We start from the raw sequence: 14,566 nt of genomic DNA, 5'->3' as shown, positions 1-14,566 counted from the left end.
CGTGGCGGCGGCCGACGGTCACCGGGCGCCTCGTAGGGTGGCCCGTGTGGACACCCGGGACCAGCCCTTGACCTCGACGAACAGCCCTGACCGCGCGGCGGTCCGGGTGATCGCCCACCGCGGCTCCTCCGCGGCCCGCGCCGAGCACACCCTCGCCGCGTACCAGCTGGCGATCGAGGAGGGCGCGGACGGCCTGGAGTGCGACGTCCGGCTGACCGCCGACGGGCAGCTGGTCTGCGTCCACGACCGCACCGTGACCCGCACCTCGGACGGCCGGGGCGCGGTCTCCGCCCTGACGCTGGCTCAGCTGCAGGCGATGGACTTCGGCTCCTGGAAGCACCCCGAGGCCCCCGAGCCCAGCCCGGTGCTCACCCTGGAGCAGCTGCTGGAGCTGGCGGTGGACGCCGGCCGCCGGATCGAGCTGGCGATCGAGACCAAGCACCCGACCCGGTACGCCGGGCGGACCGAGGCCGAACTGCTGCGCCAGCTGGCCCGCTTCGGCCTGCTGGCGGACAGCCCGGAGGAGTCCTCCGTCCGGATCATGAGCTTCTCCGAACTCTCGCTGCGCCGGGTCCGCCGGGCCGCTCCGGCGGTGCCGACCGTCTACCTGCTGGAGCGCCGGCTGCCGCTGCTCGGCCGCACCCGGGCGCTGCCCGGCGGGGCCCGGATCGCCGGCCCCGGGATCGAGCTGGTGCGGGCCGACCCCGGACTGGTGCCGGCGCTGCGCCGGGCCGGGCACCGGGTGCACGTGTGGACGGTGGACGAGCCGGCCGACGTCGAGCTCTGCCTGGAGCTGGGCGTCGAGGCCATCATCACGAACCGGCCGAGGGCGGTTCTGAGTCAACTCGGCCGATAAGTACGTCAAGTCGGCCGATAATGACCCGCGCACGGTTGTGAACGGGCGTGAACTGCGGCGCAAAGCACCTGGAGTGTCCAATTCCGGTCGCTTTCACGACGTTCCGTGAGCAGCCAATCACCATGTGCCCACCGCGAGTTACGAAGGCCGTTAATGTCGTGCCGCGATCGATGAACGCCCGTTTCCGACGCATTACCAAGGGGCATCCATCCCTCGGCGAATGCTGAAGGAGGTCCGGGGGTGGCGTTGATGATGGCACACGAGGTGCCGACTTCATCGACCATGGCGGTGCCGCACGGGCCCGCCGGAGTCGGAGCGGCACGACGCCGGTTGCGCAGCGATCTGGGTGACCGCTCGGTGGACGAGACGGTGATCGACGACGCTGTCCTGATCCTGTCCGAATTGCTCAGCAACTCCTGTCGGTACGCCCGCCCGCTGGGCCGGCTGGCCGACCTCAAGGACGACGCGCCGGGAGGCTACCCGGCTCCGGTCCTGGTCGGCGCCGGGCGCGGCGAGGACGGCGAACCCGAAGGGGTGACGGTCCACTGGCAGCTGCCCGGGGACGGCTCGCTCACCCTGGAGGTCACCGACGGCGGCGCGACCACCCGTCCGCTCCCGGCCCGCCCCTCGCTCACCGCTCGCGGCGGCCGCGGCCTGGCCATCGTCGGGCGGCTGGCCATCGACTGGGGAGTCCGGGACACCCCGGGCCAGGTGACGGTCTGGGCCGCGCTGGCGCTGCACCCGGACCGCGGCGCGCGCACCGCCTGACGGTCCGTCCGCCGCGCCGTCCGCCGCGCCGCGCGACGCCCTTCGGGGCCGGGCGGCACGACATGGACGCGGCACCCGTCGAAAGCTCAGTAGGCTTCCAGGGCAAGCCAGTCGCCGTACCGGGAGCCGCACCATGGCCAAGAAGGCCGCGAAGAAGTCGCCGCAGCGCCGTCCGTCCACCACCCCGACCTCGGGTGAGATCCCCGTGGTGGGAGCCCGTGAGGACTGCCCCTGCGGCTCGGGCCGCCGGTACAAGGCCTGTCACGGCCGGGAGGCCGCGCACGCCGTCCAGGAGCTGGTGCACCGCCCGTTCGAGGGCCTGCCCGGCGAGGCCGACTGGGTCGCGCTGCGCGAGCTGGTGCCCGCCGCCACCGTGCCGCTGACCCTGGCCAAGGGCGTGGCCGACACCGCCGAGGGGCCGGTCCCGTCCGTCACCCTGGCCACCGTGCTGCCGCTGGCCTGGCCCGCGTTGCGCCGCCCGGACGGCTCGATCCTGCTGGGCCTGCAGACCCAGTCCTCCTCCGGTGACCTGAGCCGTGACCTGGCGGACGCCCTGGAGCTGGCCCTGGCCACCACGCCGGGCTCCCCGGTGCCGGCCCGCCGGACCGTGGCCGGCGGCCGCCGTCTGCAGGAACTGCTGGACCTGGAGGCCGAGTTCACCCCCGAGGTGTTCACCGGCTTCGAGTTCTGGCTGGAGGACGCCGAGGCCGCCGAGGGCGAGGTGGCCGCCTCCCTGGAGCGGGCCAACGCCTCGGCCATCCCGACCGAGAAGATCTCCAGCGTGCCGTCCTCGTACTGGTGCGCCGCGCCGGACAAGAACCACCTGCGCTGGGTGATGACGGTGCCGGAGGAGCAGCTGCTGGACGCGCTGGCCCGGCTGGACGCGGCCGGCGAGTCCTCGCTGGGCGAGGACACCCGGCTGGTCGGCTCGTTCCGTGCGCACGGCCTGACCGTTCCGGTCTGGGACCTGCCGCAGTCGATGACCGCCGCCGACTGCGAGGCGCCCGCCGCCGCGTTCGCCGAGCGGCTGGCCGGGGCGCTGGCCGACGGGGCCCCGCTGACCGTCGAGGAGCGCAAGGCCCGGGCCAACCTGGTGAACCGTCAGGTGACCCTCAGCTGAAGGTCCGTGGCGGCGAAGTGACTCCGGTCACATTCGCCGCCCTGGGGGAGAAACCCCAGGTGACAGAGTCCTTGGACAAATTGGCGCGGACGAGGATCTTTGTTACCATTTAAACAGTCCGGTCGCTGGTGCATCCCCCGTCGCCAGCGGCCGGATTCACTGTTTCCCGAGGGAAGTTGAGGCGGCGTCAGCCGAACTCGCCGCGATCAGCGCGCCGAGCAGGCCTCCCACCTCGGGCAGCCAGGGCCGGTCCCCGACCGGCGGCCGGACCCACCGCACCGAGCCCGTACCGTACCCGGTCCGCGAGGGCGGCAGCACCAGGTACCCGTCCGGCCCGTGGTAGCGCATCGCCCCCGGCACGCACGGCTGCTCCGCCAGCAGCTCGCCCAACTCGGCCAGCGAGTACGGCGCGACCAGCAGCAGGTACCGCCCCTGCCCGGCCAGCACCGGGCCGACCGGCAGGCCCATCAGGTCGAACCAGGCCAGCGCCCGCGCCCCCGCCCTGGCCGGGACGCTCACCGCGCTGACCGTCCGCCCGGTGGCCAGCAGCACCGGGGCGTCCGGACTGCGCCGCTCCCACCACCAACTCACCATCCGGGCATCGGTGGTGGCCGCCACCAGCGGCGGATCGTGCGGATGCGCGCCGGGCGAGGGACAGCCCGGGTCGGCGCAGGAACAGGCTCCGGGCCGGCCCGGAGCCTGGTGCGCGCCCGGCAGCACCGGCCAGCCGCGGGCGGCGGCCTCCAGCGCGGCCCCGCGCAGCGCGGCCCTGCCCCGGCGCCGGCTGCCCGGCCAGCGCAGCCAGACCCGGCCGGCAGCGGGACCGTGACCCCGGGTGGTGCCCTGTCGGGGACGTGACCATGGCATCGGCGCTCGTTCCTTTCCGCTTCCACGGCCGCTTCCGGACCCGAGCAGGCCAGGGCGGGGCCTGGGCCACGGTGGCCCCGGAACGAGAATCCCGCATACGACCGGACGGACGCTCCTCAGGAGCCTCCGGTTCCACCGTACGGGTGAGTGACGCCCGGCCCGGTCGGACCGCGGGCGGCTGAACCCTACGATCACCGACGGCACCTGACGGACCGTCGGCCGCAGCGGCCCGGTCCGGAGCACCTCCGGCACCCGCCCGGGAGCGGCGTCCGGGCAGGTGGGAGCGGGAGAGAACCAGCCATCCGGCCTTGTCCCGATTCTGGACATGCCCCTTTCGGCCTGTGTACAAGTGGTGGATTGATGCCGAGTAGTGACATAGCAATCCTTTTGGGCGGTCCTGAGGGTCCTGCGTGACACGTACCAATGTGTGGGGAGTTGGGACATGACCGACGCCAAGCCACCGGCAGCGGCGACCATCGCCGTGCTGCCGGACCTCGGCTTCCTGGCCACCAGCGGAACGGCCGACCTGCAGGACCGTTTGGCCGGACAGCTGTCCGATCTCACGGTGCTCCAGGAGCACACCGAACTGCTCACCCGGGCCCGCGGCCTGGCCGCCACCCTGGCCACCGTGCTGGCCTCCGGGGCCGCCCTGCTCGGCGCCCGGCGCGGCCTGATCACCACCACCGCCCGGGGCGCCGGACGGCCGGTCGGCCTCGGCCTGGACCGGGCCGAGCTCGGCGCGCTGGAGACCGTCCCGGCCGAACACGGCCCGTTCGCCGGGCTGTTGAGCCATCCCGGCGAGCCCGGGCAGCTGCTGATCAGCGATCTGGCCGAGGACCCGGCGGCCGGGCCGCGGTTCCGCGAGGTGGCCGGGCAGCTGGGCCTGGGCGCCTGCTTCGCCCTCCCGCTGACCACCCCCGAGGACGGACCGCTGGGCGCGGCCGTCTGGTTCTACGACGAGCCGGCCGAGCCCGACCCGGGCCGCCGCCTGCTGGCCCACCGGTACTGCGAGTTCGCCGCCGAACTGCTGGCCCGTCAGCTCGACCAGGACCGGGCCCAGCAGCAGGCCGAGGCGCTCCGCCGGGGCCTGCTGCCGGACCGCCTGCCGGTCGGCGCCGGCCTGCGGATGGCCGCCCGCTGCCTGCCGGCCGCGCTGGACCGCTCCGCCGGCAGCGACTGGTACGACGCCATCCCGCTGCCCGACGGCACCTTCGGCCTGACCGTCGGCAGCGTGGCCGGCGACGGCCTGGGCGCCGGCCCCGGCTCCGCGCCCGGCGCGGCCGCCGCGATGGGCCGGGTGCGCGCCGCGCTGCGGGCGTACGCGGTGCTGGAGGGCGAGGACCCGGTCTCCGTCCTCGGCGACCTGGAGCTGCTGCTCAAGACCACCGAACCGGCCCGGACCGCGACCGCGCTCTACGCCTGGGTGCAGCCCGAGGAGCGCCGGATCACCCTGGCCGGGGCCGGGCACTGCCCGCCGGTGCTGGTGACCCGTCAGGGCGCCGAGTTCGTGGAGACCTCGCTCTCCGCCCCGCTCGGCATGCTCAGCTGCTGGGAGGCGCCCGGCGTCGAGATCGACGCCGCGCCCGGCGACGTGCTGGTGCTTTACACCGAGGGCCTGGCCCGCCGCTGCGGCCCCACCCTGCACGCCGGGCAGAACGCGCTGCGCCGGGCCGCCGCCGACGCGCCCCGGGAGGTGCGGGCCGATCCGGACCGGCTCTGCGCCCACCTGCTGGCCACCGCAGGCCCGGACGGCGGCACCGACGACCTGGTGCTGCTGGCCGCCCGGTTCGACTGAGCGCGTCGTCCCCGCGCTCCGGCTGGTCGATCCTCCTGACGGTGCCCGCTCAGCCGTTCGGTGGCGATCCGTACCATGGGGGCCGACGGCCGCCCACGTGCGTCGCGATCCGACGCGCCGAGGCGGGACCACATCGCAAGGAGGCGACGTAGTGACCGAGGACCGCAGCCCGGCGGCAGCCGAGAACCCCGAAGGTGCCGCAGGCGAGGACGCCGAGGAGCAGCCGGTCAAGGGCCGCAAGAACGGCCTGTACGGCGACATCTCCGACGAGCTGGCGGCCTCGATGAAGTCCGGCTGGGCCGACACCGAGCTGCGCGGCCTGGAGCCGGTGGCCCAGGCGCCGTACGCGGCCGCCCGGCGCGCCGTGCTCTCCGCCGCCTACCCCGGCGAGCGCCTGGTCGTCCCGGCCGGGAACCTGCGCACCCGCGCCAACGACACCGAGTACTCCTTCCGCGCCGCGAGCGAGTACGTCCACCTGACGGGCGACCAGACCGAGGACGCGATCCTGGTCGGCGAGCCCCGCGAGGGCGGCGGCCACGACTTCCACCTCTACCTGCTGCCGCGCTCCGACCGCGAGAACGGCGAGTTCTGGCTGGACGGCAACGGCGAGCTCTGGGTCGGCCGCCGCAACAGCCTGACCGAGGCCGAGCAGCTGCTCGGCCTGCCCTGCCGCGACGTCCGCAAGGCCGTCGAGGAGCTCCAGGCCGCCCCGGCCGCCCCGACCCGGCTGGTCCGCCGCTACGACGCCGGCCTGGAGGCCGCGCTCGCCGAGCTGACCGTGGAGGAGAAGGACGAGGAGTTCAAGACCTTCCTCAGCGGCCTGCGCCTGGTCAAGGACGAGTGGGAGATCACCCAGCTCCGCGCCGCCTGCGACTCCACCGTCAACGGCTTCACCGACGTGGTCCGCGAGCTCGGCCAGGCCGTGGCCACCTCCGAGCGCTGGATCGAGGGCACCTTCTGGCGCCGCGCCCGGGTCGAGGGCAACGACATCGGCTACGGCTCCATCTGCGCCGCCGGCCCGCACGCGACCACCCTGCACTGGGTCCGCAACGACGGCGACGTCCGCCCCGGCGAGCTGCTGCTGCTGGACGCCGGCGTGGAGACCCACACCCTCTACACCGCCGACGTCACCCGCACCCTGCCGATCAACGGCACCTTCACCCCGCTCCAGCGGAAGATCTACGACGCCGTCTACGACGCCCAGGAGGCGGGCATCGCGGCGGTGAAGCCGGGCGGCCGGTTCCGCGACTTCCACGACGCCGCCCAGCGCGTGCTGGCCGAGCGCCTGCTGGCCTGGGGCCTGATCGACTCCTCGGTGTACGACGTCGAGAAGGTCCTGGAGCTGGGCCTCCAGCGCCGCTGGACCCTGCACGGCACCGGCCACATGCTCGGCCTCGACGTGCACGACTGCGCGCACGCCCGCCGCGAGGAGTACGTCGACGCCGACCTCGTCCCCGGCATGTGCCTGACCGTCGAGCCCGGCCTCTACTTCCAGCAGGACGACCTCACCGTCCCCGAGGAGTACCGCGGCATCGGCGTCCGCATCGAGGACGACATCCTGGTCACCGCCGACGGCAACGAGAACCTCTCCGCCGGCCTCCCCCGCCAGGCCGACGAGGTCGAGGCCTGGATGGCCCGCCTCACCGGCTGACGCCGCGTCACACGCCGGAGGGGCGGTACCCGCGAACGGGTACCGCCCCTCCGGCGTGCGGTCAGCCGAGCGTGACGCCCTGCCAGAGGTAGATCCTGCCGTTCGTGGTGAACGAGGTGCGGACGCCCTTGTAGTCGGTGGCCTTGGCCGCGCCCAGCGCCTTCAGGTCCTCCTTCTCCAGGGCACAGCCCGCCTGGGAGCTGACGGTGAAGGCCGGGTATGTCCGGCCGCCGGTCTTGGCGAAGTGCGTCCGTCCGAGCACCGCGGCCAGCTGGGGCAGCACCTCGGGCCGCTTCCAGAGCTCCTGCTGCGCGGCCACCATCTCCGGGGTCACGCCGGGGGTCTTCCGGTACTGGTCGGCGAGCCCCGCGACGTCACCCGCCTTCGCCATCCGCACCAGGTTGTCGATGTCGTTGTCGAAGCCGTCCTTCACCCAGGTCTCCTTGCACCCCGGGTCGGCCGACCAGCTGTAGGAGACCTCGCCGGTCCGCTTCACGGCGGGCCGGGTGGAGACGTCCATCCCGGCGAGGATCGTCTGGAGGTCCTGCTCGTACTTGTCCGACAGTCCGTTCGCCACGAGGAAGACCTGTTCCTGCCGGAGCCCCCACATCCGGGCGGTGAAGGTGTCTCCCGAGGCGCACTTCACGTCCCAGGTTCTCCTGGTGGCGGCCCGGCCGGCCAGGGTCACGGCCTGGTGCTCCTCCCGCAGCTGCTGCTGCGTCTCGACCTGGCCGTCGGAGCCCAGCGTGTGCGGGTTGGTCCAGGAGTAACAGCCGGGCTGGTGGGACCAGCCACCGTTGCTGTCCAGGTCCGCCTCGGTCGGCCAGGTCGCGTCGTGCACGATCTCGTCGGTGTCGTAGGTCCTCAGGTAGATGCCGTACGGCAGGCAGTCGGAGACGTTGTTCGTCGTCGGCGGGTTCGGGCTGGCGATGCAGGCACTCGACCCACCGTCCTTCGGCTTCGCGGTCCAGCCCGCCGGGAGCTGGAACTTGACGCCGTTGAAGGTGAACGGCGTGGTGACCGGGACACTCGCGGAGCCGGACGGGGAGGCGGCTCCGGTCTCGAGGCCCTCGGCGTCGGAGGAGCCCGAGGAGGACGGCGAGGAGGTGGGCGTCTCGGACGGGGACGGGGACGGGCTCGGTGACGGGCTGTCGGACGGCGACGGCGTCGCGGAGACGGTGGCGGCCGGCGGGGCCTCGTCGCGGTTGGCGACGTTGTGCCCGCCGACGTTCAGGACGCCGATGGCGAGGCTGGCGGCCAGGCCGAACATGGCGATGGTGGTGACCACGTGGAACGGACGCACCTTGCGCGTACGGCGGGTCGGCGGCTCCGCCGGCCGCAGACTGTGTGCGGTGACCTGGTTCGCGCGGGCGGCCAGGGCTGCCCGCAGCAGTTGCTCGGTCGGCGACTCGAGCCGGTCGGTATCGCTCGGCTTCTCGGTCATCGGGCCTTCTCCAGTTGCTTCTCCAGGGCGTCCAGAGCCCGGCTCGCGGTCGACTTCACGGCACCCCGGGACAGCCCCAAGGTCTCGGCGATCTGCGCCTCCGAGAAGTCCGACCAGTACCGCAGCACCAGCACCTCACGCTGACGTGGAGTCAATTCCTTCAGCGCCACCAACACCCGGCGGTGCTCGTCGTTCAGCACCGCCTGCTCCTCCGCCGAAGCGGCATCCGCCTCATGCGGCGGCACGTAGTCGCGGGCGGTCCTACGGCGGCGCAGCACCGACCGCGCACCGTTCACCACCGAGGTCCGCAGGTAGCCCAACGCGTTGTCGAGGTCGTCCAGGTTCTCGCCATGCCGCTGGTACAACGCCGCGAAAGCGTCCTGCACCACGTCCTCGGCCAGGTCCTGACGGTCCACCAGCAGGATCGCCATCCGCACCAGACCCAACCGGTGCGCGTGGTACAGCTCCGTCAACGTCGGCCGGTCCGCGCCACCGGCGCCACCGCTGCGGACCACTCGCAGATTCGTACTCGTCTCGGAGGAGGAGTACGGCTCGGCGGCCTCCGCGCCGAACAGCAGCTTCCAGAACCCCCTGAGCACACCCCTCCCGGAGAACCCCCGAGCAGGTGCGATCGCTATGGACATGCGCTCTTCATCCGTTTCCCCCGAGGCGCCACGGCTCCGACGAGCGGAGACGCCACAATGAAAGGCCTTCTTGTACGACTGACGACCCGCGCGATTGTGTCACCGGGCGCGGTGGGGGCCGACGCCCGGTGGCACTGATTCCGTTTCGTGGTCAGAACTTGACCGGGGCGCTGAGGTGCTGGTCACCGACGGAGTCCTTCTTCTCGACCACCCGCACGGTGGGGGCGGCCTTCGCGATCCGGGCGCCGGTCGGGTTGCCGATCTCCAGGCTGAACTCCTCCTGACCGGGCTCGAAGACGGGCATGCCGACCAGCGCGGCGGTCGGGCGGTGCGCGTCGACCACCTGGACCTGCTGCACGGCGGAGGTGCCGAGCACATCCGCCCGGGCCCCGAAGGTGGGCCCGTCGATGGCCTGGGTCAGCACGCCCTTCACCCAGCCGTTCGGGCCCTTGCGCTCCAGGCTGCCGTTCACCTTCGCCACACGGTGGGCGTGTTGTTCGTCCAGACCACCTGGAACGCGACCTGGCCCCCGCCGACCTGCACCGGGCTGTCCTGGGCGAGTCCGATGAACGCGGACGCGATGCCCTTCCCCTTCGCCGTCACCGGCGCCTGAACCGCCAGGCCGACCGACCGACGCGAGAACGGCGGGCGAGATGGTGATGTCCTTCGCGAAACGGCGGAAACCGGGCGCGCTCATGATGCAGGTCTCCCTGGGCGGTGTGATGCTTCGTCATTGGGCGAGAGCCGCCGGGTTGGGCCGTCTCCCGGCTCCCCTTGCTCTCACCCTGATAGACGTGCATCCCCCCAGGGGGTTGCAGGTGACTTCAATACTTTTTCCTGCGGGACAGAACCGCAGGTCAGCACACCAGCCCGAGGTCGTTCGGGGTGGCGCTGGCGGGGTCGATCGGGCGGCGGCCCTCGGTCGGCCAGCCCTCGCGCACCCAGTACTCCAGGCCGCCGATCATCTCCTTGACCTCGCGGCCGAGCGCGGCCAGCTTCATCGCGCCCTTGGTGGAGCCGTTGCAGGCGGGGCCCCAGCAGTAGACCACCAGCAGGCCGGGCGGGAGTTCGGCCACCCGCTCGGGGGTGATGTCGGCGATCGGGAGGCTGATCGCACCGGGCAGGTGGGCCTTGCGGTGGGCGCCCTCGGCGCGGACGTCCAGGATCGTGAAGTCCTGCCTGCCGTCCCGCATCGCGTACCAGACGTCGGCCGGGTCGGCCTGGCAGCCGAGGCGCTCGGCGTGGAAGGCGAAGGCCCGCTCGGGGGAGACGGTGGCGCCGAGCGAACCGTTGTAGGCCGCGGTGGTCTCGGAGGTGGTGACAGTGGTCATCTGCGGGCTCCCGGTGGGCTGTTGTGCGCTCTTTCCGACGAGACGATCTTCCGATCCGGACACCTGCCCCCGACAGTGGCGCCCACGACTACACTCGCCAAGATCCCGCCAAGCCCGTACCCCCGGTACCGCCGCGCCAGGAGCTCCGATGGCCGCCCACACCCCCTCCCCCCGTCCCGTGCAGGTCAGCATCGGACCCCGCCCCGAGCCGGTGCACACCATCGCGGTGTACGCCTTCGACGGCATGGCCCCGTTCGAACTCGGCGTGGTGGTCGAGGTGTTCGGCCTGGCCAGGCCGGAGCTGGCCGGGCTGCTGGCCGCACCCTGGTACGGGCTGAAGATCTGCGCCGACCGGCCCGGGCAGCTGCTCGGCGCGGTCGGCGGCTTCTCCCTGATGGCCCATCACGGGCTGGACGAGCTGGCCGCCGCCGACACCGTGATGGTGGTCGGGGTGCCCAACGCCTTCAGCGGCGAGGTCTCCCCCGGGCTGGTCGCCGCGCTGCGCACCGCGCACGAGCGCGGGTCGCGGATCGTCTCGATCTGCTCCGGCGCCTTCGCGCTGGCCGCCGCCGGGCTGCTGGACGGCCGGGAGGCCACCACCCACTGGCGGTATGCCGAGCTGCTCCAGCAGCGCCACCCCTCGGTGCAGGTCAACCCCGATGTGCTCTACGTGGACAACGGCTCGGTGCTCACCAGTGCCGGCAGCGCGGCCGGCATCGACCTCTGCCTGCACCTGGTGCGCAGCGACCACGGCGCCAAGGTGGCCAACACGGTGGCCCGCCGCTTCGTCGTCCCGCCCCACCGGGACGGCGGGCAGGCCCAGTTCATCGAGGCCACGGTGCTCCCGGTGGAGGAGGAGGACGACGGCATCGCCCGCTCCATGCAGTGGGCCCTCGACCACCTGGCCACCCCGCTGACCATCACCCGGCTGGCCAAGGCCGCCCGGATGTCGGACCGCTCCTACCTGCGGCACTTCACCGCCCGCAACGGCACCAGCCCGATGCGCTGGGTGATCACCCAGCGCATCGCCGCCAGCCTGTCGCTGCTGGAGTCCCCGGAGGGGACGGTGGAGGAGATCGCCGCCGCCGTCGGCTTCGAATCCGCCGCGACCTTCCGGCACCACTTCGGCCGCACCATGCGGACCTCCCCCACCGCCTACCGCCGGGCCTTCGGCCGGGGCGTGGCCTGACCTCAACTCGCCTTGTGGGCATCCGCGTTGGCGACGATGGCATCCCGCAGCCAGTGCGCGAGACCGGGGGCCACCTTCTCGTACGTCGCGGTGAAGCGCGGGTCCGCGACGTACATCTCGCCGAGGCAGCGGTGCATCTCGTGACCGCAGTCGTAGAACGCACCGGTGATCTGCAGCCGGTGCTCCTCGGCCAACGCCCTGCCGTCCGCGCTGCCCGGGTCCACCCCGGCCTTCATCGCGGCAGCCAGGCGCTCGTTCAGCGCGGCCTGCTCCTGCTGGAGCCTGCCCCAGTCCTCCTTGCTGTAGCGGGCGGTCCGGCGCTGGGACTCCTTCCAGGCGTCGGTGTCGCCCCAGCGCTGCTCGGCCTCGCCCTCCCAACTCTCCTGGTAGTCCTGGCCGAAGACCTCGAACTTCTCCTCCGGGGTCAGCTGAATGCCCATCTTGCTCGCCTCCATGGCGTGTTCGACCGCCGCGGCCAACTCCTGGAGCCTGCCGATCCGGTCCTGCAGCAGCCCGTGCTGACGGCGCAGGTGCTCGACCGGACTCGCCGAGGTGTCGTCCAGGATGGTCGCGATCTCCTCGAGGGAGAAGCCGAGTTCGCGGTAGAACAGGATCTGCTGCAACCGGTCCAGGTCCTCGTCCCGGTACCGCCGGTAGCCGGCCGGGGTCCGCCCGGACGGCGACAGCAGGCCGATCCCGTCGTAGTGGTGCAAGGTCCGCACCGTCACCTTCGCGACGGCCGCGACCTGCCCCACCGAGTACTCTCCGCCCATCTCGGCCACTCCCTCCTTCACTGGCCCCAGCCTCCGCCCTCACGTCGCGTGAGGGTCAAGCCGGTACGCGCGGGCGCACGCCGTACGAGTCTCCGAGCGGAGCCCGCGAAAGGCGTCTGACCTTGGCCTACCGCCCTATTGTCCGACCGCCGGATCCGCCCCGACCATGACCGCATGACCACACCCTCCCTGCCCAGGCGGCTCGCCGCCGAGGCCTTCGGCACCGCCGTCCTGGCCGCCGTCCTGATCGGCTCCGGCATCCGGGCCACCACCCTGAGCTCCGACGGCGGCGTGCAGTTCCTGGCCAACGTGCTGGCCTCGGTGCTGGCCCTGGCCGTGCTGATCACCCTGCTCGGGCCGGTCTCCGGCGCCCACTTCAACCCGCTGGTCTCGGCCGCCGCCTGGTGGACCGACCGGCGCGGCTGCACCGGACTGACCCTGCGCGAGCTGGGCGGCTACGTCCTCGCCCAGCTGCTCGGCGGCGTGGCGGGCGCCGCGCTGGCCAATCTGATGCACCGACAGCCCGTGCTGGCCGCCTCCTCGCAGCCGCTCGCCGGCCCGCACCTGTGGCTGGCCGAGGCGGTGGCCACCGGGGGCCTGGTCCTGCTGGTCTTCGGCCTGCTGCGGATCGGCCGCGGCCACTACGCCCCGGTGGCGGTGGCCGCCTGGATCGCCGCCGCCTGCTGGGGCGTCTCCTCCGGCAGCTTCGCCAACCCCGCGCTCACCCTGGCCCGCTCCCTGAGCGACACCTACACCGGCATCGCCCCGTCCTCGGTGCCCGCCTTCGTACTCGCCCAGGCCGCGGGCGCCGTCCTCGGCCTGGCCCTGGTCCCGGCGCTGTTCGGCCGGCCCCGCCACCGGGCCCCGGACGACGCCCGCGAGCTCGTCCCCGACCTGCGGGGCTGAGCGGTCGTCAGGTCGTCAGGCCGTCAGGTCGTCAGACAGCCGACGAGAAGAAGGCCTTCGCCTCGGCGAGGGCGAGCTCGTCCCGGTGCACGTCGCCCGGGCGGGTGCCGTTGCCGAGCAGGGCGCCGCCCCAGGGCATGCCCATGTAGTCGGCGGTGAGCCTCAGGGTGCCGATCAGCGGGTCCACGTCGGAGCGCTCACCGGAGTGCGAGGTGACGCTCCACAGGGTGGTGCCCCGCATCCGGGCGCGGAAGTCGGAGCCCGGGACGCGGAACCAGCCGGACCAGTGGTCGAAGTAGAGCTTGAGGCTGCTGGAGAGGGTGTACCAGTAGAGCGGGGAGACGATCACCAGGTCGGTGGCCCGGGCGGTGGCCTCGAAGAGGGTCAGGGCGTTGCCGGTGAGCGGCGGGTAGGTGCCGTCGCCGGTGTGCCGGGCGTCGGCGAAGGGCTCCATCGGGAGGTCCGCCAGGTGCAGCCAGGTCTGCTCGACGCCGGCCGGGAGGTACTCGGCGGCCAGCCGGGCGAGCTGCTCGGAGTTGCCGTCCGTCCGGACGGAGCCGAGCAGGAAGAGGAAGCGACGGTCCGTCAGCCCGGTCTCCGGGGCATCGGATCCGGCAGAAGTTGCGGTCATCGGGTGATCGTACTGAGGCCGCCCACGCGGGTGCTCAGTCGGCCACCCGGGCCACCGCGACCACCTTCTCGATCGCGATCCGGACCAGCAGCTCACCGGGCACCCCGTTGCGCGCCCCGTACTCCTCGGCCCGCTCCTCCCCCATGTACCGGGCGGCGATCCGGCCGGCCCAGTACCGCACCTCTTCGAGGTCCTCGCTGAGCTCGGCCCTTCCCCGGACGGTGACGAAGTCGAACGGCGGCCGGTCGTCGTCCACGCAGACCACCGCCCGGCCGTCCCGCGCCAGGTTGCGCCCCTTCACCGTCTCCGCGCCGGTGTTGAAGAGCAGCTCCCCGCCCTCCAGCAGGAACCAGACCGGCGCCACGTGCGGGCTGCCGTCCGCCCGGACGGTGGCCAGCTTGCCGGTCCGGGTCCCGGCGGAGAGGAAGGCACGCCACTCGGGCTCGGTCATCTGAGGCATGGCCCCATGGTGGCCGAACCGGCGGCCGGGCCCCACACCGGCACGCCGGTCGGACACCACCGGTCCGCGCCTCACCCCGCAAGCCCGCCGCAGGCGACCCCACCCCACCGTCACCCGACCGATCGGCCCCC

General features: G+C 73.0%; 16 protein-coding genes. 8 read left to right on the top strand and 8 right to left on the bottom strand.

The features are described 5' to 3' along the window. The first annotated feature begins 67 nt into the window (after window positions 1-67). From ACZ6ZR_RS35630 to ACZ6ZR_RS35620, 3 genes are all read left to right on the top strand, one after another. Window positions 68-856, top strand: coding sequence for a glycerophosphodiester phosphodiesterase (locus ACZ6ZR_RS35630; protein WP_465649671.1), 789 nt, complete (start codon window positions 68-70; stop codon window positions 854-856). Window positions 857-1,105: 249 nt separating this feature from the next. Then, window positions 1,106-1,624 carry an ATP-binding protein gene (locus tag ACZ6ZR_RS35625; protein ID WP_465649669.1) on the top strand — a complete coding sequence of 173 codons (519 nt, stop codon included), beginning with the start codon at window positions 1,106-1,108 and terminating at the stop codon, window positions 1,622-1,624. 133 nt (window positions 1,625-1,757) lie between these two features. Beyond that, window positions 1,758-2,744, top strand: coding sequence for a DUF5926 family protein (locus tag ACZ6ZR_RS35620; protein WP_465649667.1), 987 nt, complete (start codon window positions 1,758-1,760; stop codon window positions 2,742-2,744). Window positions 2,745-2,900: 156 nt separating this feature from the next. Here ACZ6ZR_RS35620 and ACZ6ZR_RS35615 read toward each other — a convergent pair whose 3' ends face one another. Continuing rightward, on the bottom strand, window positions 2,901-3,611 hold the full coding sequence (locus tag ACZ6ZR_RS35615; protein ID WP_465649665.1) for a bifunctional DNA primase/polymerase: 711 nt from the start codon (window positions 3,609-3,611) through the stop codon (window positions 2,901-2,903). Window positions 3,612-4,053: 442 nt separating this feature from the next. Between ACZ6ZR_RS35615 and ACZ6ZR_RS35610 the strand changes: the two genes are divergently transcribed. Both ACZ6ZR_RS35610 and ACZ6ZR_RS35605 read left to right on the top strand, forming a co-directional pair. Beyond that, the gene (locus tag ACZ6ZR_RS35610) at window positions 4,054-5,406 is read left to right on the top strand and encodes a PP2C family protein-serine/threonine phosphatase (protein WP_465649663.1); all 1,353 of its coding nucleotides are present in this window, start codon (window positions 4,054-4,056) and stop codon (window positions 5,404-5,406) included. Between the two features lie 151 nt (window positions 5,407-5,557). Then, the gene (locus tag ACZ6ZR_RS35605; protein ID WP_465649661.1) at window positions 5,558-7,057 is read left to right on the top strand and encodes an aminopeptidase P family protein; all 1,500 of its coding nucleotides are present in this window, start codon (window positions 5,558-5,560) and stop codon (window positions 7,055-7,057) included. Window positions 7,058-7,118: 61 nt separating this feature from the next. Here ACZ6ZR_RS35605 and ACZ6ZR_RS35600 read toward each other — a convergent pair whose 3' ends face one another. The 3 genes from ACZ6ZR_RS35600 to ACZ6ZR_RS35590 all read right to left on the bottom strand — a co-directional run bounded on the left by ACZ6ZR_RS35600 (window position 7,119) and on the right by ACZ6ZR_RS35590 (window position 9,626). Next, window positions 7,119-8,501 carry a hypothetical protein gene (locus ACZ6ZR_RS35600; protein ID WP_465649659.1) on the bottom strand — a complete coding sequence of 461 codons (1,383 nt, stop codon included), beginning with the start codon at window positions 8,499-8,501 and terminating at the stop codon, window positions 7,119-7,121. Beyond that, window positions 8,498-9,100, bottom strand: a complete 603-nt coding sequence (locus tag ACZ6ZR_RS35595; protein ID WP_465649657.1) for a SigE family RNA polymerase sigma factor — start codon at window positions 9,098-9,100, stop codon at window positions 8,498-8,500. The genes ACZ6ZR_RS35600 and ACZ6ZR_RS35595 overlap by 4 nt, the downstream gene beginning before the upstream one ends. Before the next feature lie 196 nt (window positions 9,101-9,296). After that, window positions 9,297-9,626, bottom strand: a complete 330-nt coding sequence (locus ACZ6ZR_RS35590; protein WP_465649655.1) for a hypothetical protein — start codon at window positions 9,624-9,626, stop codon at window positions 9,297-9,299. Window positions 9,627-9,635: 9 nt separating this feature from the next. On the opposite strand from ACZ6ZR_RS35590, the gene ACZ6ZR_RS35585 reads away from it, so the two are divergent. Further along, on the top strand, window positions 9,636-9,758 hold the full coding sequence (locus tag ACZ6ZR_RS35585; protein WP_465649653.1) for a hypothetical protein: 123 nt from the start codon (window positions 9,636-9,638) through the stop codon (window positions 9,756-9,758). A gap of 244 nt (window positions 9,759-10,002) precedes the next feature. Here ACZ6ZR_RS35585 and ACZ6ZR_RS35580 read toward each other — a convergent pair whose 3' ends face one another. Continuing rightward, window positions 10,003-10,476, bottom strand: a complete 474-nt coding sequence (locus ACZ6ZR_RS35580) for a rhodanese-like domain-containing protein (protein WP_465649651.1) — start codon at window positions 10,474-10,476, stop codon at window positions 10,003-10,005. A gap of 148 nt (window positions 10,477-10,624) precedes the next feature. On the opposite strand from ACZ6ZR_RS35580, the gene ACZ6ZR_RS35575 reads away from it, so the two are divergent. Then, window positions 10,625-11,665 carry a helix-turn-helix domain-containing protein gene (locus ACZ6ZR_RS35575; protein WP_465649649.1) on the top strand — a complete coding sequence of 347 codons (1,041 nt, stop codon included), beginning with the start codon at window positions 10,625-10,627 and terminating at the stop codon, window positions 11,663-11,665. 2 nt (window positions 11,666-11,667) lie between these two features. Here the strand turns inward: ACZ6ZR_RS35575 and ACZ6ZR_RS35570 are convergent, their stop codons facing one another. Continuing rightward, window positions 11,668-12,438 (bottom strand): MerR family transcriptional regulator, encoded by a 771-nt coding sequence (locus ACZ6ZR_RS35570; RefSeq protein ID WP_465649647.1) that lies wholly within the window; start codon window positions 12,436-12,438, stop codon window positions 11,668-11,670. A gap of 174 nt (window positions 12,439-12,612) precedes the next feature. On the opposite strand from ACZ6ZR_RS35570, the gene ACZ6ZR_RS35565 reads away from it, so the two are divergent. Further along, the gene (locus tag ACZ6ZR_RS35565; RefSeq protein WP_465649645.1) at window positions 12,613-13,344 is read left to right on the top strand and encodes an aquaporin; all 732 of its coding nucleotides are present in this window, start codon (window positions 12,613-12,615) and stop codon (window positions 13,342-13,344) included. A 31-nt stretch (window positions 13,345-13,375) separates the two neighbouring features. Here ACZ6ZR_RS35565 and ACZ6ZR_RS35560 read toward each other — a convergent pair whose 3' ends face one another. Both ACZ6ZR_RS35560 and ACZ6ZR_RS35555 read right to left on the bottom strand, forming a co-directional pair. Beyond that, window positions 13,376-13,975 (bottom strand): flavodoxin family protein, encoded by a 600-nt coding sequence (locus tag ACZ6ZR_RS35560; RefSeq protein WP_465649644.1) that lies wholly within the window; start codon window positions 13,973-13,975, stop codon window positions 13,376-13,378. A 34-nt stretch (window positions 13,976-14,009) separates the two neighbouring features. Then, a complete protein-coding gene (locus ACZ6ZR_RS35555; RefSeq protein ID WP_465649642.1) occupies window positions 14,010-14,435 on the bottom strand; it encodes a PPOX class F420-dependent oxidoreductase in 426 nt (141 codons plus the stop codon). Between the last annotated feature and the right edge of the window lie 131 nt (window positions 14,436-14,566).

The organism is Kitasatospora sp. NPDC088742 (assembly GCF_055584905.1).
This window is presented reverse-complemented; position numbering and strand designations above follow the sequence as displayed.